Annotated in this window: 28 protein-coding genes and 1 tRNA gene; 14 read left to right on the forward strand and 15 right to left on the reverse strand. The window is 31.8% G+C overall.

Annotation, left to right across the window (positions count from 1 at the left end; all coding sequences use genetic code 11):
* Positions 1-77: 77 nt before the first annotated feature.
* On the reverse strand, positions 78-557 hold the full coding sequence (locus Q0935_RS10400) for a Dps family protein (protein ID WP_299252321.1): 480 nt from the start codon (positions 555-557) through the stop codon (positions 78-80).
* A 117-nt stretch (positions 558-674) separates the two neighbouring features.
* On the opposite strand from Q0935_RS10400, the gene Q0935_RS10405 reads away from it, so the two are divergent.
* Positions 675-1613 carry a hydrogen peroxide-inducible genes activator gene (locus Q0935_RS10405; RefSeq protein WP_299385627.1) on the forward strand — a complete coding sequence of 313 codons (939 nt, stop codon included), beginning with the start codon at positions 675-677 and terminating at the stop codon, positions 1611-1613.
* Between the two features lie 67 nt (positions 1614-1680).
* Here Q0935_RS10405 and Q0935_RS10410 read toward each other — a convergent pair whose 3' ends face one another.
* The 8 genes from Q0935_RS10410 to Q0935_RS10445 form a co-directional block, all read right to left on the reverse strand.
* Complete coding sequence (locus tag Q0935_RS10410) at positions 1681-2676, reverse strand: hypothetical protein (protein ID WP_299385630.1); 996 nt, start codon at positions 2674-2676, stop codon at positions 1681-1683.
* Complete coding sequence (locus tag Q0935_RS10415) at positions 2654-3700, reverse strand: cytochrome-c peroxidase (protein WP_299385633.1); 1047 nt, start codon at positions 3698-3700, stop codon at positions 2654-2656. Before Q0935_RS10415 ends, Q0935_RS10410 begins: the two co-directional genes overlap by 23 nt.
* A 58-nt stretch (positions 3701-3758) precedes the next feature.
* On the reverse strand, positions 3759-4565 hold the full coding sequence (locus Q0935_RS10420) for an MbnP family protein (RefSeq protein ID WP_299385635.1): 807 nt from the start codon (positions 4563-4565) through the stop codon (positions 3759-3761).
* Positions 4566-4637: 72 nt separating this feature from the next.
* Positions 4638-4967 (reverse strand): hypothetical protein, encoded by a 330-nt coding sequence (locus Q0935_RS10425; protein WP_299385637.1) that lies wholly within the window; start codon positions 4965-4967, stop codon positions 4638-4640.
* 141 nt (positions 4968-5108) lie between these two features.
* Positions 5109-5306 carry a hypothetical protein gene (locus Q0935_RS10430; protein ID WP_299252303.1) on the reverse strand — a complete coding sequence of 66 codons (198 nt, stop codon included), beginning with the start codon at positions 5304-5306 and terminating at the stop codon, positions 5109-5111.
* Between the two features lie 145 nt (positions 5307-5451).
* Complete coding sequence (locus tag Q0935_RS10435) at positions 5452-6249, reverse strand: TIGR00266 family protein (protein ID WP_299385640.1); 798 nt, start codon at positions 6247-6249, stop codon at positions 5452-5454.
* An 81-nt stretch (positions 6250-6330) separates the two neighbouring features.
* Entirely contained in the window at positions 6331-6672 is a 342-nt protein-coding gene (locus tag Q0935_RS10440; RefSeq protein WP_299385643.1) for a hypothetical protein, read from the reverse strand.
* Between the two features lie 40 nt (positions 6673-6712).
* Entirely contained in the window at positions 6713-7168 is a 456-nt protein-coding gene (locus Q0935_RS10445) for a DUF4442 domain-containing protein (RefSeq protein ID WP_299385645.1), read from the reverse strand.
* Between the two features lie 141 nt (positions 7169-7309).
* On the opposite strand from Q0935_RS10445, the gene Q0935_RS10450 reads away from it, so the two are divergent.
* The 4 genes from Q0935_RS10450 (at position 7310) to Q0935_RS10465 (ending at position 11058) form a co-directional block, all read left to right on the forward strand.
* The gene (locus tag Q0935_RS10450; protein ID WP_299385648.1) at positions 7310-7756 is read left to right on the forward strand and encodes a DUF4870 domain-containing protein; all 447 of its coding nucleotides are present in this window, start codon (positions 7310-7312) and stop codon (positions 7754-7756) included.
* Between the two features lie 84 nt (positions 7757-7840).
* Positions 7841-8185: a PadR family transcriptional regulator gene (locus Q0935_RS10455; RefSeq protein ID WP_055437507.1), complete on the forward strand. Its 345-nt coding sequence runs from the start codon at positions 7841-7843 to the stop codon at positions 8183-8185.
* Entirely contained in the window at positions 8178-10031 is a 1854-nt protein-coding gene (locus tag Q0935_RS10460) for a PspC domain-containing protein (protein ID WP_299385650.1), read from the forward strand. Before Q0935_RS10455 ends, Q0935_RS10460 begins: the two co-directional genes overlap by 8 nt.
* A gap of 196 nt (positions 10032-10227) precedes the next feature.
* Positions 10228-11058 (forward strand): DUF2807 domain-containing protein, encoded by an 831-nt coding sequence (locus tag Q0935_RS10465; protein ID WP_299252287.1) that lies wholly within the window; start codon positions 10228-10230, stop codon positions 11056-11058.
* Positions 11059-11159: 101 nt separating this feature from the next.
* Here the strand turns inward: Q0935_RS10465 and trxB are convergent, their stop codons facing one another.
* The 5 genes from trxB to Q0935_RS10490 all read right to left on the reverse strand — a co-directional run bounded on the left by trxB (position 11160) and on the right by Q0935_RS10490 (position 13833).
* Entirely contained in the window at positions 11160-12140 is a 981-nt protein-coding gene (trxB, locus tag Q0935_RS10470) for a thioredoxin-disulfide reductase (protein WP_299385653.1), read from the reverse strand.
* A 297-nt stretch (positions 12141-12437) separates the two neighbouring features.
* Positions 12438-12872 (reverse strand): hemerythrin domain-containing protein, encoded by a 435-nt coding sequence (locus tag Q0935_RS10475; protein ID WP_299252281.1) that lies wholly within the window; start codon positions 12870-12872, stop codon positions 12438-12440.
* A gap of 71 nt (positions 12873-12943) precedes the next feature.
* Positions 12944-13150, reverse strand: coding sequence for a hypothetical protein (locus tag Q0935_RS10480; RefSeq protein WP_299252278.1), 207 nt, complete (start codon positions 13148-13150; stop codon positions 12944-12946).
* Between the two features lie 2 nt (positions 13151-13152).
* Complete coding sequence (locus tag Q0935_RS10485) at positions 13153-13497, reverse strand: hypothetical protein (protein WP_299252275.1); 345 nt, start codon at positions 13495-13497, stop codon at positions 13153-13155.
* A gap of 3 nt (positions 13498-13500) precedes the next feature.
* Positions 13501-13833 carry a YtxH domain-containing protein gene (locus Q0935_RS10490; RefSeq protein WP_299252272.1) on the reverse strand — a complete coding sequence of 111 codons (333 nt, stop codon included), beginning with the start codon at positions 13831-13833 and terminating at the stop codon, positions 13501-13503.
* A gap of 196 nt (positions 13834-14029) precedes the next feature.
* On the opposite strand from Q0935_RS10490, the gene Q0935_RS10495 reads away from it, so the two are divergent.
* Positions 14030-15394 carry an NAD-dependent succinate-semialdehyde dehydrogenase gene (locus tag Q0935_RS10495; protein WP_299385657.1) on the forward strand — a complete coding sequence of 455 codons (1365 nt, stop codon included), beginning with the start codon at positions 14030-14032 and terminating at the stop codon, positions 15392-15394.
* A gap of 16 nt (positions 15395-15410) precedes the next feature.
* Positions 15411-15563, forward strand: coding sequence for a hypothetical protein (locus Q0935_RS10500; protein WP_299252266.1), 153 nt, complete (start codon positions 15411-15413; stop codon positions 15561-15563).
* A 58-nt stretch (positions 15564-15621) separates the two neighbouring features.
* Here Q0935_RS10500 and Q0935_RS10505 read toward each other — a convergent pair.
* A tRNA-Pro gene (locus tag Q0935_RS10505) sits at positions 15622-15696 on the reverse strand.
* A 107-nt stretch (positions 15697-15803) separates the two neighbouring features.
* On the opposite strand from Q0935_RS10505, the gene Q0935_RS10510 reads away from it, so the two are divergent.
* Genes Q0935_RS10510 through scpA form a run of 7 tightly spaced genes read left to right on the forward strand, consistent with a single transcriptional unit; the run spans position 15804 to position 22514 of the window.
* Positions 15804-16907: a PQQ-dependent sugar dehydrogenase gene (locus tag Q0935_RS10510; RefSeq protein ID WP_299385659.1), complete on the forward strand. Its 1104-nt coding sequence runs from the start codon at positions 15804-15806 to the stop codon at positions 16905-16907.
* A gap of 6 nt (positions 16908-16913) precedes the next feature.
* The gene (locus Q0935_RS10515) at positions 16914-17342 is read left to right on the forward strand and encodes a cytochrome c (protein WP_299385662.1); all 429 of its coding nucleotides are present in this window, start codon (positions 16914-16916) and stop codon (positions 17340-17342) included.
* A 50-nt stretch (positions 17343-17392) separates the two neighbouring features.
* Positions 17393-18001, forward strand: coding sequence for a uridine kinase (gene udk, locus Q0935_RS10520; RefSeq protein ID WP_299385665.1), 609 nt, complete (start codon positions 17393-17395; stop codon positions 17999-18001).
* Positions 18001-18303, forward strand: a complete 303-nt coding sequence (locus Q0935_RS10525) for a septum formation initiator family protein (protein ID WP_055437495.1) — start codon at positions 18001-18003, stop codon at positions 18301-18303. The genes udk and Q0935_RS10525 overlap by 1 nt, the downstream gene beginning before the upstream one ends.
* Complete coding sequence (locus Q0935_RS10530) at positions 18296-19639, forward strand: methylmalonyl-CoA mutase subunit beta (RefSeq protein WP_299385667.1); 1344 nt, start codon at positions 18296-18298, stop codon at positions 19637-19639. Before Q0935_RS10525 ends, Q0935_RS10530 begins: the two co-directional genes overlap by 8 nt.
* An 11-nt stretch (positions 19640-19650) precedes the next feature.
* Entirely contained in the window at positions 19651-20364 is a 714-nt protein-coding gene (locus tag Q0935_RS10535) for a hypothetical protein (protein WP_299252246.1), read from the forward strand.
* Positions 20364-22514: a methylmalonyl-CoA mutase gene (scpA, locus tag Q0935_RS10540; protein WP_299385670.1), complete on the forward strand. Its 2151-nt coding sequence runs from the start codon at positions 20364-20366 to the stop codon at positions 22512-22514. Before Q0935_RS10535 ends, scpA begins: the two co-directional genes overlap by 1 nt.
* The last annotated feature ends 82 nt before the right edge of the window (positions 22515-22596 follow it).

The raw sequence follows: 22596 nt of genomic DNA on the forward strand, positions 1-22596 counted from the left end.
CTATTGGAATAGGTTTTAACTAAGCATAAAAAAAAAAGCGACCTAATGGTCGCTTTTTTTGTTTAAAAATGTATTAATTAGATACTCTCTCCTAACCAAGCATTCATCATCCAAAGCGTTTTTTCTTGCTCTGTAATAAAATCGCTAATCATAGAATTTGTTCCTTCGTCGCTAGCATCTCCCGCCTTATCAAGTACTTGTCTTTCTAATTTTAATAACTCAGCTAAAGAGTTTACAATTAAATGTACTGCGTCACTATCTTTAGATATGTTTTTTCCAACAGGTACTTTTGCTTTTTTAATATAATCGTCGAAAGTATGTAAAGGTGTTTCGCCTAAAGTAAGTACACGCTCTGCTATTAAATCTACTTTCATGTTCGCATCTGTATACAACTCTTCAAACTTAACATGTAAATCGAAAAAATTTTTTCCTTTAATATTCCAATGTATTCCTCTTAAATTCTGGTAATAAGTTTGGAAATTTGCTAATAAATCATTCAAATCACCTGCGATTTCTTTCGTCTTTTTTGCGTCTAATCCTAAACTATTTAATGCCATAATATTTGTTTTTTATCTGTGTTATTTATTACTCAAATTTACCACGAAAATAAATGATAATTAGTATAGCTTTTATTGATAGATTTTATATTTTTATAGTTGAAACCTATATAGAGAATGACAATCACACAACTAACATATGTTCTTGCAGTTGCAGAACAACAGAATTTCACAAAAGCAGCAGAAAAGTGCTTTGTAACGCAACCAACTTTAAGTATGCAAATTCAAAAATTAGAAGATCAATTAGATATTTTAATTTTCGATAGAAGTAAAAAGCCAATAGAACTAACAGGAGTCGGTAGAAAAATAGTTAGTCAAGCAAGGAATATTGTAAACGAATCGTATAGAATACAAGACATTGTAGATCAACAAAAAGGTTTTATTGGAGGTGAATTTAAACTAGGAATAATACCAACGGTAATGCCTACATTATTACCAATGTTTTTAAAAACTTTTATTAAAAAGTATCCTAAAGTTAAACTTAAAATAGAAGAACTTACTACAGAAGAAATAATTACTAGAATTAACGAAGGACATTTAGATGCTGCCATTGCTGCAACACCTTTAGAAAATGAATCTATAAAAGAACGCGTACTTTATTTCGAGCCTTTTATGGCATACATACCACAAAGTCATCGTTTAAGTAGTAAAAAAACAATTAGTACTGATGATCTAGACATTGAAGATATGCTTTTGCTTGAAGACGGACATTGTTTTAGAGATGGTGTTATTAATTTATGTCGTGCGTTTAAAGCTCAAAACGAAGACAGTTTTCAAATAGAAAGTGGTAGTATAGAAACACTAATAAAACTCTCTAACGAAGGACTAGGCATGACCTTACTTCCTTATTTACATACTCTTGATATTAATGAAAAAACAAGAAGTAATTTAAAAGAATTTAATGCACCTTCTCCAGCTAGAGAAGTGAGTATTATTTATCATAAAAGTGAATTAAAAATGCAAATTATTGAAGCATTGCAAGATGTTATCTCTGGAATAATTAGAGGTGCAATAGCCTTTCAAAATGTACAAATAATAAGTCCTTTAGCTAAATAACAGGTCTTTATTAAAACAACAAAAGCGGCTTAAAAGCCGCTTTTGTTGTTTTAATAGTTAACTACTTTTATAAAGCAAAATTTACATAAACTGAAAAACGTTGCTTTGACTCTACATTATCACCAAATAAACTTTGGCTTACTGGCAAAGTATAACTTGCTCCAAATATAAACTTCTCTATTGCTAATTCCGATCCTAACGACGCATTAAGGATATTTCCATCTGTGTCTTGCAAGGTTTCACCATATTGCTTTATAGAATCATAAACATCGCCAGAAAGTCCTACAAATGGCATTATATTCATTTTTTCGGTAGAGAAAGCAGTAAACATATTAACTGCATAACTAAACTGATTACCAAACTGATATTCATTCTTGTTCTCGCCTTTTAAATAATAACTTAGTAGTGTATTTACTCCTATTTTATCTCCGCCATAATTATAACCTAAAGAAAAAACACCATCCACACTTCCTGTTCCTACTTGAAAACCTGGGTTAATGTTATCTGTCAAGCGTTCTTCAAATGTACCTGTTGGTAATTTTATACCTAACCCAAACTGTATAGAATGTCCAGAAGGTTCTTTTTCCGAATTAAAATCTACAGTTTCACCTGCCTTTTTCTTCTTGTAAAAAGCTAATTTATACCAACCGATTAAACTACTATCTCCTAATCCAGAGATATTTTCGGTAGAATTTGTATAGCTTCTATTTAAGTCTTGATACGGTAAGTTTGCCGTAACATAAAAAGCATCTGTTATAGGTATTTGAGCCCATAATTGGTAAGTATTAAAGGTTTCTTCACTTTTAGGTGAATCATCGAAAATCCCATTTTTAGATTCAAAATTTTGATAGATGTAACGTACACCTATAAAATTTGCGTTACTTAATGTACCAAACCCAAAACTTCCGCTACTTGTAGAGCAACCACATAAGTCGCAAAAAAATGAAAATGTTTCATGGTTTGAACACGAGCCTTTAATCTCGTGAGCGCTAACTTTAGAGATGCCGAAAGCAATAAATAAAGTTACTATTACTATTTTTTTAATATTCTGAAAATCTTTCATCTTCTAAAAATTCGTGATCTGTTAATGTGTTTAAGAATGCTATTATGCTTTCTTTTTCGTAATCTGATAAATCGATACCATAACTACCATCTGCTTTTAATAGTAATGGATCTACATTACCATTATCTGTAATTCCAGAATCGTAAAAATCTAAAACAGCTTCTAAAGTAGCAAAACGTCCATCATGCATAAAAGGATAACTAACCTCTACGTTACGTAAACTTGGAACCCTAAAGGTGTATAAATCGTCTGGATTGTTTCCTATTTCATAACGGCCTTTATCATCTAATTGAGGATTTACAGGCAAACCATTATTTCTAAAATTTTGGTCTGTAAATAAATCACTAGAATGACAAGACGCACATTTTACCTCAAAAGTATTTAAGCCATCTTGCTCTATTGATGAAAGTGTCGTGTTTTCTTCATTTCTAACATACTTATCGTATTTAGAATTTGAAGACACCATAGTAAGCATAAACTGAGATAACGCTTTTAAAATGTTTTCCGAGTTTATTTCACCATCATCAAAAGCACGAGTAAACTGCTCTTGATAGTAAACATCTGTACTCAATTTTTCTACAATATTACCCAATGTTTCTCCCATTTCAAGATCACTTGTAATAGGTATTATAGGTTGTAAATCTAGATGCGTAGCTGCGCCATCCCACATAAATGAAGTTTGGTAAGCTAAGTTTTGAATAGGCTGCGCATTCCTTAATCCAATACCTCCATTTACACCATGACTTAAATTGTGTCCATGATGTGTAAAAGCAAAAGCTTGCTCGTGACAAAAAGCGCAAGCAATAGCGTTATTTGATGATAATCTACCTTCGTAAAACAGTTTTTTACCAAGTTCGAAACCTGCATCTGTTAAAGGATTATTGTCTAAATTATAAGTGATTTCTGGGAAATTTGAAGGCCAATCTACAGTTAAAGGAACAGCTTCGTAAGCTACTACTTCTTCTGAATTTGAACACGAACAAAACACCATTATACTTATAAAAAAAAGAACTGTTTTTTTCATAATTATTGATATAGTAAAACCATTGAAGGCAAAATACCTTCAATGGTTTAATTACTAATTAATCGTTGTGTACGTGGTGTACTTCAAACATTCCATTAATGTTATCTGCAATAATTGGAGTTTCGTTTACATCTGTATGTACTTGATCGTATCCATCGGCAAAATTAGCTGTAGTAGAACCATCGAATACTTTAGAAATATCTGCTTTTATATGTACTTCTGGAGAAGTTGTTTCTCTAACCAATACCGTGTTTGGAAATGGTAAAGTAACCTCACGGTAGTTATCTAATGATGTTCCAACGCTTCCCATGTGTACACTTAATGGCTGATCTGTAACTGTAGCTGTAGAAAAAGTACCATCTAATCTAATAAATTTGTATCCTGAAGCCCAGCTCCACATCATACCTTCGTCTGAAGCTTCATCTAAAAAGTCTCCTTGTCCTTCTGCTCCTAAAGCAAAACGCTCTTGATCGATACCAACACCAAAAGTAACTTCAGTATAATTTGCAGCATCTATATTATCTAGCGTTATGTAAATTTCTCCTGCATTGTTACCATCTGCTTCATTAACAATAAATACGTTGTTATTAATTGGATACATAAAAGTATTACCATCTGTATCTTTAACTCTTACATTACTAATAATGTATTTTAAAGTTTCTAATTGAAAAGATTCACCATTAGATTTGTTATAAGTAGTACCAAAGATAAAATCACTATCTCCAACACCGTTGTCGAATTTAAGCGTTAATTCTCCTTTTTGACCTTCTAATCCTTCTGTACTAGAAATTGAATCGTCGTCTGATGAGCATGCAAATATTGTTGCGCATAGTAATAGCGCAAATGTAGATTTTAAAGTTTTCATTTGTTTAAATTTTATTAATTGTAATTGTAATTTTTAGACTTACAAAGAATGTAAGACTAGACGAAATAAAAATTAAACTATTGGAGGTCTAAAGTGTATGTGCTCAAAAGAGAATGAGTACAATTGTTCTTGTAGTGTGTTTTTTCTTAAATCTTTTTTTAAAGATTTTTTTATGTCTTTATCGTAGTTATAGTCTACATAAAACACAGGGAAAAAAGATTCTGCTAAACTATTTAAAGTCGCATCGCCATCATTATCTGTAGTTGTAGTGGTTGCTATTTGTTTTGCCAAATGACACTTACCATTACATTGTAATTGTGGCTTTTCTTTATTTACACAATACGTTTCTATTATATAATCTATGTTTAATTCAAAATAAGCAACATAACCAACAAAGTACATTGGTCTAATTGCAAATGAAACAAAGAGTAATATAGCGAAAAAAGATTTCAGTGTAATTTTTTTTTTGCAAATATAAAGTTGAAAAGTAAACTTTACTAATTATTAACCGTTAAAAAAGCGACTACAAAGAGTCGCTTTTTATTATGCTTTAATATAGACTAAACATTGGTTTAAATCTGGATTTTCATTTATTAAAGATTCTATATAAATTTTTAGTTCTTCAATTTCGTAAGGTAATAAACGTTGTAGTGCTTTTTGTACCTCCTTACAAAACAAGTTAGCATCAAAACTAACTTTATTAAGTATCGTTTTGGTGTACTCGAACATTGCTCTAGCCATAATAGTTTGTGTTTAATTAAATAATAAAAGTAGATTTACAGAATAGGCAAATGGTTTATAAATTCGATTAAATGTAGTGAAAAAAATCAATTAAAGAAGATGATATTCTTTATTTTCATTGTTAATTTATTCACAATTAACAAATTTAGAACCTATTATCACCGTCTAATAAATCTCCTAATCCACCTAAAATACTACCTTCTCCTTTACTCTTTCCACCTTTGGGAATACTTGATAAAACACGACCAGCTAATCTACTAAATGGTAAGGATTGAATATAAACTGTACCAGGCCCTTGTAATTTTGCAAAAAACAAACCTTCGCCTCCAAAAACAGTATTTTTAATTCCACCAACAAACTCTATATCGTAATTAATGCCTTGTGTAAAACCAATAATACAACCCGTATCTACACGTAACGTTTCTCCTGCTTTTAATTCTTTTTTTGCAGTCGTTCCACCAGCATGAACAAATGCCATACCATCACCTTCTAATTTTTGCATTATAAAACCTTCGCCTCCAAAAAGACCACGACCTAGTTTTTTACTAAACTCTACGCCTATACTTACTCCTTTTGCTGCGCACAAGAAAGCATCTTTTTGACAAATAAATTTGCCGTTAAACTCGGTTAAATCTATTGGAATAATTTTTCCTGGATATGGAGATGCAAACGAAACATTGCGTTTTCCATCTAAATTATTGTAAAAAGCCGTCATAAATAAGCTTTCTCCTGTAAGAATTCGTTTTCCTGCTCCTAGAATTTTACCTAGAAAACCTTCATCTTTTTGAGAACCATCTCCAAAAATGGTTTCCATTTTAATACCATCGTCCATCATCATAAAACTACCAGACTCTGCAACTACACCTTCTTGAGGATCGAGTTCTATCTCTACATATTGCATTTCTTCTCCGTAAATTCTGTAGTCTATTTCGTGTGATGTCATAATGTCGTGATTTAAGTTATACTTTAATATGTTGATTTTATTTCCGTTTTGTTACAAGTTCTTTTTAATTATTATTAATAACTAATAACGAGTTATTCGATAATTCCTATTCCAATGCAGATTTTTATTGAAAATTAAGTTTTGTAAATTTTTCAATTCAAGATTATCAACAGCAAGCTCTTCAACATAATCAATCATTTTTTTTAGCATAGCATCTGTTAAATTTTCATTCCATATAAGTTCAGTTCCATATTTATTAACTCCATTAATATCTTTATACTCTATCGCTTTTTCAAATTTACTCCAATCTAAATCTAAGCTTACTAAATGTCTTTTTTTTCTATTTTTAATTAAAACATAAAAAAGCAATAGTATTACTACTGGGATAGTAAAGGTTATTATAAGTATTAATCCATTATTCATGCTTATATATTGATTTGTTAACTAAAATATTACAATTATCTTAACGCTTCACTCTTACAGACCACTCAAAATTAAAACTAGAAACTACTATCCCGTCTTGGTTAGTACCTATAGATTGCATCCAGAATGATTGACCATCTCCTGTCTCTATAGATTTCTTTAATGCCGCATCAATTAAATGGCCATCTACACAAGTAAACACAATACGTCCTGTCGCTTTTTTAGTAAAACTTGCATTATTATTAGTTACTAACATAGACACTTGCTTTCCAGATTCTCTAATTTTACCAAGTACTAATGCACCAGTAGATAGCTCTGCTGCCATACCTTGTACTGCCCAAAACATAGATTTAAATGGATTCTGATTTATCCAACGGTGTTTAACTCTCACTGTGCAAGAGTTATCCTCTATCGTTTTTACACGTATTCCTGTAAAGAATACAGAAGGTAATTTAAAGAGGTTGAAAGTGTTTATTTTACTTGGTGTAAGCTTCATATATAATTAGATTTCTTCAAAACTATCGAAAATATTTCATATTTCAATATGTTAAAAATTTGTTAATTTCTAGTACTATGCGTAACACAATACCTTTTTAAAGACATATATTTGTATAAGCAACTATTATATACTTTTAAAATGGAAGAAAAAAATCACACTAATATCGCAACCTTTATTCACCTATCTACCTTTTCAAGATTTCTTGTTCCTTTCGGGAATTTTTTAGGACCATTAGTATTATGGATAATAAATAAAGAGAAATCTCAATTTATAGACGAAAATGGAAAACAAGCGTTAAACTTTCAAATAAGTATATTAATTTATTCTTTAATTATTGGATTAATAACTATTCCGTTTTTTGCCTTTAGTATATTTAGTGGTTTCGATTTTATGGATTTTAATTTATTTGAAGGCATTCATTTAAACCTTAGCAAACCTTCTCCTCTATTTTATATAGGAGGTTCTTTAGGCTTTTTAGCAGTTGTAGGCTTTGTTCTTGAAATCGTTTTTATTATTAAAGCAAGTTTAAGAGCAAGAGACGGAGAAATTTATGAGTATCCATTAAGTATTAAATTTTTAAAATAAATATAGCTGAAGTTATTTTCAGTTTCATCAATAATCAATCAATCAAAAAATGAACAGTTTAACATCATTAAATCGCATGACAATATGAAGATAGAAAACACAAAAGCACAAATGCGTAAAGGTGTTTTAGAGTATTGCATTTTATCGGTATTAAAAGACAAAGATGCTTACGTTGCCGAGATTTTAGGCACTCTAAAAGACGCTAAGTTGCTGGTAGTAGAAGGTACAATCTATCCTTTACTTACACGACTTAAAAATGCAGGTCTTCTTAATTACCGTTGGGAAGAAAGCACCTCTGGACCACCAAGAAAGTATTACGGATTAACAGAAACAGGACAATTGTTTTTAAAAGAACTAACCACTACTTGGGACGAATTACAAACAGCAGTTAACATTGTAACACCATCTAAAAACAACACTAATGAATAAAACAGTCAACATAAATTTAGCAGGTATATTTTTTCACATAGATGAAGATGCATACTTAAAATTACAGCGCTATCTTGAGGCTATAAAACGTTCATTTACAGATTCTCAAGGACGATCAGAAATAATTGCAGATATAGAATCTCGTATCGCAGAATTATTTTCGGAACGTATATTAAACGAAAAACAAGTTATTGGAAACAAACAAGTAGACGAGGTGATTACCATTATGGGACAACCTGAAGATTATCTTGTAGACGACGAAATATTTGAAGACGAACCAAAACAAAGAACACATACTACTGGTAGATCTAAGAAATTATATAGAGACACAGAAACGTCTTATGTTGGTGGTGTATCTGCTGGTTTAGCACATTACTTTGGCATCGATGCTTTATGGATTAGAATTATCTGGCTAGTATTAGTTATTGGTGGTTTTGGTACAGGAATATTAATTTACATTTTACTTTGGATATTAGTACCAGAAGCTAAAACTACTTCTGAAAAGATATTAATGACTGGAGAAAACGTAACCATTTCTAACATCGAAAAAAAAATTCGTGACGGCTTTGGAACAGTTTCAGATAGTGTTGGGCAAAATCTTCAAACCGCTGGAGACAAGCTAAAAGAAGGTTTTGAAAGCGCAAGTGATAATATTTCTAATTCTGTAAAAAATATAGATGTTAATAAATCTACAAACAGAATAAAATCAAGCTCACAAACGTTTTTCGATACTATCGCAGATATTTTCATGTTCTTTTTAAAACTGTTTGCTAAGTTTATTGGTATAATATTAATGTTTACTGGAGCCGTAGGATTTATTGCAACTACTGTTGTTTTTATTTCTTCAATATTTATGGGACGAATGGATCAAATTCATTTAGGAAATTCAGATTTAGTATATCTAGCTGAAGCATCAAGTACTCCTATTTGGTTAGTATTCTTAATAGTCTATTTTTTAATTGGCATCCCACTATTATTACTTTTCTATCTAGGTCTTAAAATTCTAGTAAATAACCTTAAATCTATTGGTAGTGTTGCCAAGTTTACTCTTTTAGGAGCATGGTTATTGTCTTTAATTGGAATTTGCATTATTGGTGCAAAGCAAGGTTTATCTTACAGTGAAAAAGCACCTTCTATTTCAACAGAGAAACTAGAAAGCATAACTAAAAAAGACACGTTATATTTATCTATGAGAAGCAACGAAACTTATTCTGATAGTAATAATAACAACTTCAATAGTTTTGACACAGCTTTTAACGATAATGGAGATAAAATAACTTTTGCTAGAAGCGTAGCGTTTAAAATTCGCTCTACAAGAGATAGCGTTGCTAAAGTTAAAGTTATAAAAACAGCTAGAAACTCGTCTTTTGAATCGGCAAAAGTATTAGCCGAAAATATAAGCTACGAATACGAATTGATAGGTAACGAGTTGCTTTTAGACAACCATATTCTTATACCAAATGACGACATTAAAAGAAGCCAAAGAGTAGAAGTTACAATTTATTTACCAGTAGGAACAACACTTTTTCCAGACGAAAACACGCACAGGTTCCATACTAATAATTGCTTATTATCTAAAACCAAAGAAGGTCATTTTTTAACCGTTTCAAACGGAAAATTATTATGTAACGATTGTAATGATGAAGACGATGATGACGACGATTTTGAGATAGATGTAAACATTAATAAAGATGGTGCAAAACTTAAAATAAATTCTGAAGGTATTGAAGCTACAAGCAATACAAATTCATTAGAGATTAATGAAAATGGAGTTAAAAGTAAAACCAATAACGTAGAAGTTAATATAGACGAAGATGGTATTAAAATAACATCAGACAAAGAATAGCAATAACCAATAAAAACAGAAATTATGATAACCATAGCAGCGTTTTTAATTGCATTAATACTAAATATATTTGTGTAAAAACAACCAAAAATTAACCAACCAAAATCCATCCCATTCTTTATAAAAAGTTTGGGATGATTTTTGTTATATATTTGCTGAACAATAAATAAGAGTTCCGCTTTCTCGGAAAATAAATATGAAAATAAAAATACAACACCTTATTATCGCTTGCTTAATAGCCTTTTCTGGATTTTCTCAAAGTACAGAAAAAGTAAAAGGAAGTAGAAATGTTACTACACAAACTACAGAAATAGATCCTTTTAATAGACTAGTAATTGGTGACGATTTTAAAGTCAACCTAAAACAAGGTGAAACACCATCTGTACAAGTAGATACAGACGATAATTTACACGAGGTTATAGCCTTTAATGTACAAGAAGGTAGTTTAAGTTTTAAAACAAACAAAAGAATTACTTCTAGTAAGAAAATGGAAATTACAGTAATATATAAAGACTCTTTAAATATTATTGAATTGAAAGAGGATGCAGAATTAAGAGGTGCAAGTACTATTAAGGTTGATAATTTAATAATAAGAGCTAAAGAATCTACTGAAACATATTTAACTATTGAAGCAGAATCTTTTGAATATATTGCAGCAGGAAAAACAAAAGCTGAACTAAACGTAACATCGAAATCTACAATTTTAGATTTAAGCGACAACACATCTATTGAAGCTTTGATAAACTCTGAAACTATTACATTAGAAATGTTGCAACGTGCCAATGCTAAAATTGAAGGAGATGCAAGCGAGTTAATAATTAACACCGATAACTCTTCTGTTTTAAAAGCTGAAAAACTTACCGCAGAAACATGTAATTTAATTACAGAAGGCAGAGCCGATGTACATGTAGAAGCTACAAAAGATTTAATAATTGAAGCTTCAGGAACGTCTGAAACATACATATATGGTAGTCCAAAAATTGAATTGAAAAAATTTGAAGACGACGCTATTTTAAGGAAGAAATAGAAAAACTAGTTAATCATAAAAACAAAAAAAACCGAAGCAATTGCTTCGGATTTTTTATATTCTAATATTTATATTTCTAACGTAAGTTAGAATAAAACTAATTAATTGTAATTAGAAGTGCTTACCTCGAAAGTAGAGTCTTTAGCTGCTAAGTAACGTTCTGCATCTAAAGCTGCCATACAACCTGTACCTGCTGCTGTTACTGCTTGTCTATAAACATGATCTGCTGCATCACCACAAACAAATACACCTTCTACATTTGTTAATGCACGTCCTGGAACATTTTTAATGTATCCTGTTTCATCCATATCTATAAAACCTTTAAAGATATCTGTATTTGGTTTATGTCCAATAGCGACAAAAAATCCAGTTGCATCAATATCTTGTGTTTCGTTTGTTTTATTATTTTTTACACGAACACCAGTTACTACTTGTCCATCACCTAAAACCTCATCAGTTTCAGTATTAAATAGTATCTCTATGTTTTCTGTATTTTTTACTCTTGTAGCCATAATTTTAGAAGCTCTAAACTCGTCTCGCCTAACTAGCATAGTTACTTTTTTACAAAGCTTAGAAAGGTAATGTGCTTCTTCACAAGCACTATCTCCCGCTCCAACTATTACAACTTCATGATTTCTGTAAAAGAAACCATCGCAAACTGCACATGCCGAAACACCTCCACCAAGCTTTAAATATTTTTGTTCAGACTCTAAACCTAAATATTTAGCACTTGCTCCTGTAGAAATTATTACAGTATCTGCGTGTATTTCTTTTTCTTCGTTTACCCAAACTTTATGCACATCTCCAGAGAAATCAACTTTAGTAATCCAACCATCTCTAACATCTGTTTCAAAACGTTCTGCTTGCGCTTGAAGTTCCATCATCATTGCAGGTCCGGTAATTCCTTCTGGGTAACCTGGAAAATTTTCAACTTCGTTAGTTGTTGTTAATTGTCCACCTGGTTGTGTTCCTTGATATAAAACAGGTTTCATATTCGCTCTGGCAGCATATATGGCAGCAGTATAACCTGCTGGTCCAGATCCTATAATTAGGCATTTTACTTTTTCTATTGTATCAGACATGTTTTCAATATTTATTATAACAAAAGTAGCTTTTTTAGTAGATAACTTACAGCTAAGTTATCAACAGTTACTATTGTTTAATAAGTTTAACTTATTAATCTATCAAGCTTTAATTTTTCTTATATTATTCAAAAATAAGAATCAGTTTTTCATTCTATTCATTGGTAAAAGTAAGATATACGGCTAAGTACTAAATATAAAATATTGCAAAAAAAAAGAATCCCTCTTCAGAAATTCTCTTTTTATAAACTACTATATAATTGTATCCTTTTGTTAAAATCTTTAATTTTTAATAAACTACCTGTTTTTATTAATATACTCTTGATATTCTTTAGAAAGTGAAGATTTCTCTTTATCTGTTAATACTTTGCCTGCCATCTGAAAAATGGTATGCTCCTCATCGTCTAAATGATGTTCAACATCATGTTTCAATTTCTTAGCAATTGTTAACCAACCTGTAGAGTCATAATCCATTTCTTCAAGCTTATCAAGTAATTCATCGATTTCATGGTGTTCAGCTATTGCATGTCTTGATTGCTCTTGTGTTAAATCATCTTCGATTAAAGGCAGATAAAAGTAACGTTCCTCTCCATCCTCATGAATTTTTAATTCATGTTTAACTGCTTTAAAAATTTCGTCTCGTTTTTTAGTATCTCCAGATGTATTTACTAATTTACTCAATAAATCGCGTTGTATGTCATGGTCTTTTCTAAGTGCTTCAAATATGTTCATATATTCCTTATTTTGTGGGTTATATAATTAATTTTTAAAATAGATACAGACAAATTTTAACCTAAATACATCTATCTTCTAAAGAGTTTTTTAAGTAGTACCATAGAGCCTATTTTACCTACCATTTTTACACCGGTCTGCATCCATTGCGCAGGTTGCAAGCTCTCTTTTAAATCTCCTTTTACAGCTTTAATTTCCTCTTTAGCAATTTGTCGCTCTAGCTCCAAACGCCTTAACTCTTCATCAATTTCATTAAAATTACGGTAAACTTTTTTCATGGTTAAAAAAATGTTTTAGAAAGTTTTTGAATCACTTTTTCATCAATATAGCCTCTAAACACATACAGTAATATTGCACATAATGAGAATATTAAACCAACCACAACAAATCCCATAGTATAACTACCTAGTAGTTTACCTATGTAAAATGCTAATGCAATCGATAAAAATATTAAACCAATTAAAAAAACACCTCCTATGGCAACAGCTTTAAATATCATACTTACAGATATAGAAAGTTGTTGGAATATTTTAAGTTTATAAAAATCGTGAGATTTCCTTAAATATTCTTCAGATTGGTCTATAGCTTTATTTGAAGCTTCATTTATAGAATCTATTACAGACATAAATTATGATGTTTTCTGTAACTTCTTATTTCTAGCTTTTAACACTTCTAACTTCTTCTCTAATGTGGTAATTACATCTTCTGCTTTATAACTTGCATTCTGTACAACACTTTCTATTTGCGATTCTAGTGTTGCTTTACCAGACACCATTTCTTCTTCCAATTGCGCTCTTAAATCTGTAGCAGTAGCTGCAACTTTATCTTTAGCTAAAACAGCTTCTTCTGTTAACTTTTTTCTTGTATTACTTCCTTTATCCGGTGCAAATAATATTCCTAATGTTGCTCCAATTGCTGATCCTAATAATATTCCTAATGCTGCATTTCCATTCTTGCTCATAATTATTTTTGTTTTAGTTGTTAATATTTATTTTCTGAGTTAACTATATGACGCTAACTTCATTACAAAGTTACAAAACAACTTCTAAAACTCTCTTAAATAGAACATAATGAAATATTAAATCTTTGTTAATTCAATAATTAAATTGCTTTTTTTAAGAATTTTTATATTAAATTATCAACAAATCAATTATAAAATGAATAAAACAATAACCACTTACAACCCATATAATGGTGATGAATTAAATAGATATACTCTTTTTTCTACCGAAAAAACCCAATCTATTTTAAACGCAGCCGAAAACACTTTCCACGATTGGAAACTTACACCTATTAAAAAGCGCGCAAAATTACTTAGAAAGCTTGGAGACGTTTTAAATGAGAATATTGAAAAGTATAGCGAATTAATAACACTCGAAATGGGAAAACCCATAACAGAGAGTAGAGCCGAAATAAAAAAATGTATTCTATTATGTGATTTCTACGAAAAGAATGCTGCTCGTTTTCTTTCAGATCATATTATCGATACTGAAGCTCACGAAAGCTTTATTAGTTACGATCCTCTTGGTGTTATTTTAGCTGTAATGCCATGGAACTATCCTTTTTGGCAAGTATTTAGATTTGCTGTCCCAACATTAACCGCTGGAAATACAGGCTTACTAAAACATGCTTCTAATGTTACTGGATGCGCTTTGGCTATTCAAGAATGTTTTGAACAAGCGGGCTATCCTATTGGATGTTTTCAAACATTACTATCAAATCATGAGGATATTGAAACACTAATTAAAAATGATAAAGTAAAAGCGATATCATTAACAGGTAGCGAAAAAGCAGGAATAAGCATCGCCGGAACAGCAAGTACTGTCTTAAAAAAATCTGTTTTAGAATTAGGAGGAAATAATGCTTGTATTGTTTTAGATGATGCCGATTTAGATAAATACCTAAATACAATGGTAAAAGCCAGATTTCAAAATTCTGGGCAAAGTTGTATTGCAGCAAAGCGCTTTATAGTTACCGAAGGTATATACGATACGTTTTTAACACGTTTTAAAGCTGAAGCTGAAAAACTTAAATACGATAATCCTTTAAAGGAAACTACTGAAACCTCTGTACTTGCAAGAGAAGATCTTGCTGATGAATTACAAAAACAAGTTGATGCTTCAATAAAAAAAGGAGCAAAAGTTGTGCTTGGTAACATTAAAAAAGGAGCTTACTTCTCTCCAACAATCCTCACAGAGGTAACCGAAGACATGCCAGTTTTCACCGAAGAAACTTTTGGTCCTGTTGCACCAATTATAAAAGCAAAAGATTTAAATCATGCTATTAGTTTAGCCTCTAACAGTAGATTTGGATTAGGAACAATGCTATTTACCAAAGATATAGAAACTGCAAGAAATAAAATAGGAAGTATTAACGATGGTGCTTTTTTTATTAACGACATGGTAAAATCTGATCCTAGACTTCCTTTTGGAGGAACTAAAGCTTCGGGTTATGGAAGAGAATTATCTCAAGAAGGCATCTTGGAATTTGTAAACATTAAAACGATATATATTAATAAATAAATTAAAACAAAAAAACATGAGTTTAATTAAAGAAGAAAACGAAGAAAGAGAAAACTATATTTTACAAAAAGATAAAACAACTAAAGGCGTTTCGGCTTTTGTAATCATCACATTAGTAGTGTTAGTGATTGCGGTAATAGCTTCAGGTCTATTTTTTAAATGGTTTTAATACCATAACTTTAAGTATAGAAAACAAAAAAGCCCAGTATAAAACTGAGCTTCTAAAGTCGGGGTGGCAGGATTCGAACCTGCGGCCTCCACGTCCCAAACGTGGCGCGATAACCGGGCTACGCTACACCCCGAATGATTATCTTTCTAAAACCTTAAATTTTAGAAGTGCAAATATACTCTACTTTTTCACATAACAAACTATTTTATTGTAAATTGTTGAAAATATTTCAATTTAATTATGCGCGCTCAAAAATCGATTTACTTTTTACTGTTATTATTCGCCTTTTCTGCATGTGCTCAAGACAAGAACCCTATCAACCAAAACAACAGCTATGAGGTTGTTGTAGAAGACTTAACCAATCCTTGGGGATTTGTATTTTTACCAGACAACTCTATGTTAATTACAGAGAAAGAAGGAAAACTAATTCATTATAAAAATAAAGTAAAAAAAGAGATAAAAGGCCTGCCAGAAATTTATGTTCGTGGTCAAGGTGGCTTATTAGACATTAATATTCATCCAAATTATAACGAAAATGGTTGGATTTACTTTTCTTACGCTTCTCCCAAAGGAGAAGGAAAAGGTGGTAACACCGCAATTATGCGAGCAAAAATTAAAAATAATGCACTTGTAGAAAAAGAATTACTTTATAAAGCGGAGCCAAACACAACTAAAGGACAACATTTTGGTTCACGAATTGTTTTCGATAATGAAGGTTACCTCTACTTCTCGGTTGGAGAACGCGGTAATCGTGATGAGAATCCGCAAGACTTAAAAAGAGATGGTGGAAAAATCTATCGCTTAAATGATGATGGTTCAATACCAAACGATAATCCTTTTGTAGATTCTAAAGGAGCTAAAAAAGCCATTTGTTCCTATGGACATCGCAATCCGCAAGGCATGGAGCTTCACCCAGACACTCAAGAAATCTGGACACACGAGCATGGACCAAAAGGAGGAGATGAAATAAATATTATTAGAAAAGGCAAAAATTACGGCTGGCCTGTTATTACTTATGGTAAAAACTATTCTGGCACATCAATTACCAACGAAACTAAAAAAGAAGGTATGGAAGAGCCGCTTCATTATTGGAATCCTTCTATTGCACCTAGTGGCATGTCGTTTATCTCTTCAAATAAATATGGCGATTGGAAAGGCAGCTTATTGGTTGGCTCTTTAAAATTTAGCTATTTAGATCGTTGCGAGCTAAAAGACGGTAAAGTTATTAAAGAGGAAAGACTCCTTGATGGTATTGGCAGAGTACGCTCTATAGAACAAGGCCCAGATGGTTATATTTACGTAGGAGTAGAAAACTTAGGTATTGTTAAATTGATAAGACATTAAATATAAATGAAAAACTTAAGCTTCAGCTTAGCGCTTCTTTTTTTGCTTTGCGCTTGTAATTCTTCAGATAAAAAAACAGACAAAAATAGTCTTGCAATAAATTATGTAAATCAGGATTTTTCTGAGGGCAAAGAAATTTATAACGACTTTTGTGCACAATGCCACATGCCAAACGGTAAAGGTATGCCTAAGGTTATTCCGCCATTAGCGAAGTCCGATTTCTTAATAAATAACAGAGAGGAAAGTATTAAAGTTATTAAATACGGGCTTTCGGGTGAGATTACTGTAAATGGAGAACACTATAACTCTGTTATGGAAGCTCAAGGTTTAAGCAACGAAGAAATTGCTAATGTAATGAACTACATTACAAATAGTTGGGGTAACAAAAACACATCGTTAATAACTGAAGAAGAAGTTTCGAAGGTTGAACGCTAATATTTTATTTCAAATTCCTAAATTTGCTCGGTTAAATTAAAAATAAAAGAATGTTAATAATAGGAATTGCTGGTGGTACTGGATGTGGTAAAACTACTGTGGTAGATCAAATAATGAATGAATTACCAGAAGGAGAAGTGGGAATAATTTCTCAAGACTCTTACTACAAAGATACATCGGAGATGACGTACGAGGAGCGTACTAAAATAAACTTTGATCACCCAAAATCTATAGATTTTAAATTATTAAGACAGCATTTAACAACTTTAAAAGCTGGAAATAGTATTGAGCAACCTGTTTATTCTTTTGTAGACCATAACAGAACAAAAGAAACAGTAACTACACATCCAAAACATGTGATGATTGTAGAAGGTATTCTTATTTTAAGTAAACCTAAAATTCGTGATATGTTCGATATTAAAATATTTGTACATGCAGATAGCGATGAGCGTTTAATTAGACGTGTAAAACGTGATATTGCAGAACGTGGTAGAGATATAAACGAAGTGCTTACACGTTACCAAACAACGCTTAAACCAATGCATCAACAGTTTATTGAACCAATGAAAGAGTATGCAGATTTAATTATACCGAACAATAAATACAACACTGTTGCTGTTGATATTGTACGTACAATAATTAACGAAAAACTAACTTAATGCTTAAATATTTCAAAAATATATTCTTGATTATCTTTATAGCATTTACTATATGGATGCTGTTTTTTGATGGTAACTCACTAATAATTCACAATGAATTAAATAATGACATCGAAAAACTTGAAAAAGAAAAAGAGTATTATAGAAAAGAAATAGTTAAAGACAACAAAGCCATTAAGGAATTAAAAAGAGAAGAAGGTCTAGAGAAGTTTGCTCGCGAAGAATATTATATGAAACGCGACAACGAAGACATCTATATTATTGAATATCAAGACAGTTTAAAAGTTAAAAAAGATGAGTAAAAAACTATTTAGCGATTTTGATAGTGTTTCTGCAAAAGCATGGAAACAACAAATTCAGGCAGATTTAAAAGGCGTAGACTATAACTCTACTTTAATTTGGAATACTCCTGAAGATATTAATGTAAAACCATTTTATCACGCAGACGATTTTAACGGAGAACCTTTTCCAGAGATTCCATCAAACTCATGGTCTATATGCCAATCTATATTTGTTTTTGATGTTGAAAAATCGAATGCAAAAGCTATAAACGCAATCGAACGCGGTGCAGAAAGCATTACATTTATTATTCCAAATAAAGACGTTGCAATAGAAAGCTTATTAAAAAATATAGATACCACTTCTACTCCATTCTATTTCGAATTACAATTTTTAGACGCAGATTATGCTAAGCAACTATCTGCTATTCCTGGAGTTTCTTTATTAACAGATAGTATTGGAAACCTTGCTAGATCTGGTAATTGGTTTAATACTTTAAAAAGTGACCATGAAGAATTAGAGAAAATTGTTTCAGAAAAAAACAACACTCTTAGCGTAGATTTAAGTTTGTACCAAAATGCTGGAGCAACCATTGTACAGCAATTGGCTTATAGTTTAGCACATGCTAACGAATATTTAAATATTTTAAATAGCGACTTAAAATCTCAAATTACTTTTAAAGTCTCTGTAGGTACAAATTACTTTTTCGAAATAGCAAAGCTTCGTGCTTTAAGGCTACTTTGGAAAACTTTAGCATCAGAATATGGTGTTATAGAAGATTGCCATATTATGGCTACACCAACAAAACGTAATAAAACACTTTACGATTATAACACAAATATGTTGCGCACAACTACAGAATGTATGAGTGCTATTCTTGGTGGTGCAAATACTGTTTGCAATCTTGCTTACGATGCTATTTACCATAAAGACAACGAATTTGGCGAGCGTATTTCTAGAAACCAACTTTTGGTTATAAAACACGAAAGCTATTTTGATGTAGTACAAAATGCATCAGATGGTGCATATTACATCGAGAGCTTAACACAACAACTGTCGGAAAAAGCATTAGCATTATTTAAAGATATTGAGCAAAAAGGAGGCTTTCTTAAATTATTAAAAGAAGGAATCATTCAGAAAAAAATAAAAGAAAGCGCAGCTAAAGAGCAAGCAAGTTTCGATAATGGTGATATTACATTACTAGGCACAAACAAGCATCCAAATACAGAAGATAGAATGAAAGACAACCTTGAACTCTATCCTTTTTTAAAAATGAATGCCAGAAAAACGCTACTTGAACCTATTTTAGAAAGACGATTAGCAGAAACAATAGAACAAAACCGATTAAAAACTGAATAAACATTTTACAAATGCAAACAACTTTTAAATTTTTAGCTTTATTAATTTTTGTTACATTTTCAAGCTGTAACAATTCTAAAACAATCGATTACAAATACTCAGAAAGCCCTAAGGTATTGGCTTGCGATTTCCCAAATGGAGATTTATTGCAAGAAGCCGTTTATGCTTTCGAGAACGATATTATTAACAGTTACGATATGCAATACAGAAATGCAGCAAAATCGTATTCTAAACTTATTAGCACTCGATTAAGAGGACAATTAAAGCTAACCGATATTGCTAGCGAACACAGTTTAAAAATTGCGAAAGCCTTAAAAGAAGATTCTAGTTTATGGGTTACTAATAATGGTGTAACTTCGCTTAACACCTCGCATCCTGTAGTAGATTGTATAGCCAACAATATAAAAGACAAAGGCATTAAAACAACCTACAATGCTTTACTATCTACTAATAGCTTAAAACCGAATTTAATCTTACCGCTTTTAAGTGGTAGCACAAGATTTATTCAAGCAGATGGTAGTTTAAAAACTTATGTGGCTTTAGAATTTTTTTACTCTCAATTACTAAACACAACAGTAGAAGAACTAAAAAATCCTAATCCGCAAGCACAACCTGAGCCAGCAAAGCCTAGTGTTAATGGTGTTGATTTAAATAGAACACCTAAACAAGAAGTTCCTAAAAAAGGAGCTACAAATGATCCTCACGCAGGACATAACCATGACTAATGAACAGAAAAGACCTTCAACATATCGCCATTAAATCTGAAGTAAAAAGTCAAGAAACAAAATTTGTTTCCTCTTTAACTGCTGAAGACATTCCTGTAAAATCGAAGTATTCAAAATCCGATTTAGAAAACTTAGAGCATTTAGGTTTTGTAGCAGGAATTGCTCCAAATTTACGCGGACCATACTCAACAATGTATGTGCGTAGACCTTGGACTATTAGACAATATGCAGGGTTTTCTACTGCCGAAGAAAGTAACGCTTTCTACCGTAGAAATTTAGCCGCAGGACAAAAAGGACTTTCAGTAGCATTCGATTTGGCAACGCATAGAGGTTACGATAGTGATCACGAACGTGTTGTTGGAGATGTTGGAAAAGCAGGTGTTGCCATAGATAGTGTTGAAGACATGAAAGTGCTTTTCGACCAGATTCCGCTAGATAAAATGAGCGTTTCTATGACTATGAATGGTGCTGTTTTACCAATCTTAGCCTTTTATATTGTTGCTGCCCAAGAGCAAGGCGTAGCACTTAAAGATTTAGCAGGAACCATACAAAACGATATCTTAAAGGAGTTTATGGTACGTAATACATACATCTATCCTCCTACACCATCGATGCAAATTATCTCAGATATTTTTGAATACACGAGCAAGAACATGCCAAAATTCAATAGTATTAGTATTTCTGGTTACCACATGCAAGAAGCTGGAGCCACATGCGATATTGAGTTGGCTTACACGCTTGCAGATGGTTTAGAATACATAAGAAAAGGATTAGCCGCAGGAATGGACATTGATACTTTTGCACCAAGACTCTCTTTCTTTTGGGCTATTGGTATGAACCATTTTATGGAAATAGCAAAAATGAGAGCTGCTAGAATGTTGTGGGCAAAAATGGTAAGTCAGTTTAATCCTAAAAATCAAAAATCGTTGGCATTACGTACGCATTGCCAAACTAGTGGATGGAGTTTAACAGAACAAGATCCATTTAATAATGTAGCACGTACAACTATTGAAGCTGCTGCTGCTGCCTTTGGTGGCACACAAAGTTTACACACCAATGCCTTAGATGAGGCTATTGCATTACCAACAGATTTTTCTGCTAGAATTGCAAGAAATACACAAATATATTTACAAGAAGAAACCAATATTACCAAAACGGTAGATCCTTGGGCTGGTAGTTATTATGTTGAAAAACTAACCGATGACATCGCACAAAAAGCATGGTCTTTAATTGAAGAAGTTGAAGAACTTGGTGGTATGACCAAAGCTATTGAAGCCGGTATTCCTAAATTAAGAATTGAAGAAGCTGCCGCAAGAAAGCAAGCACGAATAGATTCTGGACAAGACCTTATTATTGGTGTAAATAAATATGTTTTAGACGAAGAAGATCTGCTTCATATTTTAGAAGTCGATAACCAAACCGTTAGAAAACAACAAATAGAGCGCTTAGTAAAAACAAAGGCAGAACGTGACACTAATAAAGTAACCGAAGCTTTACATAATTTAACCGAAGCGGCTCGCTTATCTAATAAAACTAAAAATTCTAGCGTTAGTGCCGAAAATAATTTACTACATTTAGCTGTAATAGCGGCAAGAGAACGCGCTACTTTAGGCGAAATTAGTGATGCTTTAGAAGCCGTTTATGGCAGATATAAAGCACAAATAAAATCATTTTCTGGTGTGTATAGTAAAGAAATAAAAGACGATAAATCTTTTGCAAAAGCAAAAGAACTGGCCGATACCTTTGCAGAGCAAGATGGTAGACGACCACGTATTATGATTGCAAAAATGGGACAAGATGGCCATGACCGTGGTGCAAAAGTAGTTGCAACTGGTTATGCAGATATTGGTTTCGATGTCGATATTGGTCCGTTATTTCAAACACCACACGAAGCTGCAAAGCAAGCCATAGAAAACGATGTTCATATTCTTGGTATTTCGTCTTTAGCTGCTGGACACAAAACATTAGTGCCACAAGTTATAGAAGAGCTTAAAAAATACGGTAGAGAAGATATTATGGTTATTGTTGGTGGAGTAATACCAAAACAAGATTACCAGTATTTGTTTGATGCTGGTGCAGTTGCTGTATTTGGTCCTGGAACTAAAATTAGCGAAGCTGCTATTACTATTTTAGAGGTTTTAATCGATTAAAATCTCTAAAATAGTGCTTGATACCGCTATATTAATACTCTGAATTTATAGCATTTATTCTCATTAAACATGGGAATAAATC

The sequence above is a fragment of the uncultured Lacinutrix sp. genome, assembly GCF_947500605.1.
In the GTDB taxonomy this organism is placed as follows: domain Bacteria; phylum Bacteroidota; class Bacteroidia; order Flavobacteriales; family Flavobacteriaceae; genus Lacinutrix.

Coding starts and splice junctions, on each gene's coding strand:
- Q0935_RS10400 (WP_299252321.1), bottom strand. CDS start 557: ATGGCATTAAATAGTTTAGGATTAGACGCAAAAAAGACGAAAGAAATC.
- Q0935_RS10405 (WP_299385627.1), top strand. CDS start 675: ATGACAATCACACAACTAACATATGTTCTTGCAGTTGCAGAACAACAG.
- Q0935_RS10410 (WP_299385630.1), bottom strand. CDS start 2,676: ATGAAAGATTTTCAGAATATTAAAAAAATAGTAATAGTAACTTTATTT.
- Q0935_RS10415 (WP_299385633.1), bottom strand. CDS start 3,700: ATGAAAAAAACAGTTCTTTTTTTTATAAGTATAATGGTGTTTTGTTCG.
- Q0935_RS10420 (WP_299385635.1), bottom strand. CDS start 4,565: ATGAAAACTTTAAAATCTACATTTGCGCTATTACTATGCGCAACAATA.
- Q0935_RS10425 (WP_299385637.1), bottom strand. CDS start 4,967: ATGTACTTTGTTGGTTATGTTGCTTATTTTGAATTAAACATAGATTAT.
- Q0935_RS10430 (WP_299252303.1), bottom strand. CDS start 5,306: ATGGCTAGAGCAATGTTCGAGTACACCAAAACGATACTTAATAAAGTT.
- Q0935_RS10435 (WP_299385640.1), bottom strand. CDS start 6,249: ATGACATCACACGAAATAGACTACAGAATTTACGGAGAAGAAATGCAA.
- Q0935_RS10440 (WP_299385643.1), bottom strand. CDS start 6,672: ATGAATAATGGATTAATACTTATAATAACCTTTACTATCCCAGTAGTA.
- Q0935_RS10445 (WP_299385645.1), bottom strand. CDS start 7,168: ATGAAGCTTACACCAAGTAAAATAAACACTTTCAACCTCTTTAAATTA.
- Q0935_RS10450 (WP_299385648.1), top strand. CDS start 7,310: ATGGAAGAAAAAAATCACACTAATATCGCAACCTTTATTCACCTATCT.
- Q0935_RS10455 (WP_055437507.1), top strand. CDS start 7,841: ATGAAGATAGAAAACACAAAAGCACAAATGCGTAAAGGTGTTTTAGAG.
- Q0935_RS10460 (WP_299385650.1), top strand. CDS start 8,178: ATGAATAAAACAGTCAACATAAATTTAGCAGGTATATTTTTTCACATA.
- Q0935_RS10465 (WP_299252287.1), top strand. CDS start 10,228: ATGAAAATAAAAATACAACACCTTATTATCGCTTGCTTAATAGCCTTT.
- trxB (WP_299385653.1), bottom strand. CDS start 12,140: ATGTCTGATACAATAGAAAAAGTAAAATGCCTAATTATAGGATCTGGA.
- Q0935_RS10475 (WP_299252281.1), bottom strand. CDS start 12,872: ATGAACATATTTGAAGCACTTAGAAAAGACCATGACATACAACGCGAT.
- Q0935_RS10480 (WP_299252278.1), bottom strand. CDS start 13,150: ATGAAAAAAGTTTACCGTAATTTTAATGAAATTGATGAAGAGTTAAGG.
- Q0935_RS10485 (WP_299252275.1), bottom strand. CDS start 13,497: ATGTCTGTAATAGATTCTATAAATGAAGCTTCAAATAAAGCTATAGAC.
- Q0935_RS10490 (WP_299252272.1), bottom strand. CDS start 13,833: ATGAGCAAGAATGGAAATGCAGCATTAGGAATATTATTAGGATCAGCA.
- Q0935_RS10495 (WP_299385657.1), top strand. CDS start 14,030: ATGAATAAAACAATAACCACTTACAACCCATATAATGGTGATGAATTA.
- Q0935_RS10500 (WP_299252266.1), top strand. CDS start 15,411: ATGAGTTTAATTAAAGAAGAAAACGAAGAAAGAGAAAACTATATTTTA.
- Q0935_RS10510 (WP_299385659.1), top strand. CDS start 15,804: ATGCGCGCTCAAAAATCGATTTACTTTTTACTGTTATTATTCGCCTTT.
- Q0935_RS10515 (WP_299385662.1), top strand. CDS start 16,914: ATGAAAAACTTAAGCTTCAGCTTAGCGCTTCTTTTTTTGCTTTGCGCT.
- udk (WP_299385665.1), top strand. CDS start 17,393: ATGTTAATAATAGGAATTGCTGGTGGTACTGGATGTGGTAAAACTACT.
- Q0935_RS10525 (WP_055437495.1), top strand. CDS start 18,001: ATGCTTAAATATTTCAAAAATATATTCTTGATTATCTTTATAGCATTT.
- Q0935_RS10530 (WP_299385667.1), top strand. CDS start 18,296: ATGAGTAAAAAACTATTTAGCGATTTTGATAGTGTTTCTGCAAAAGCA.
- Q0935_RS10535 (WP_299252246.1), top strand. CDS start 19,651: ATGCAAACAACTTTTAAATTTTTAGCTTTATTAATTTTTGTTACATTT.
- scpA (WP_299385670.1), top strand. CDS start 20,364: ATGAACAGAAAAGACCTTCAACATATCGCCATTAAATCTGAAGTAAAA.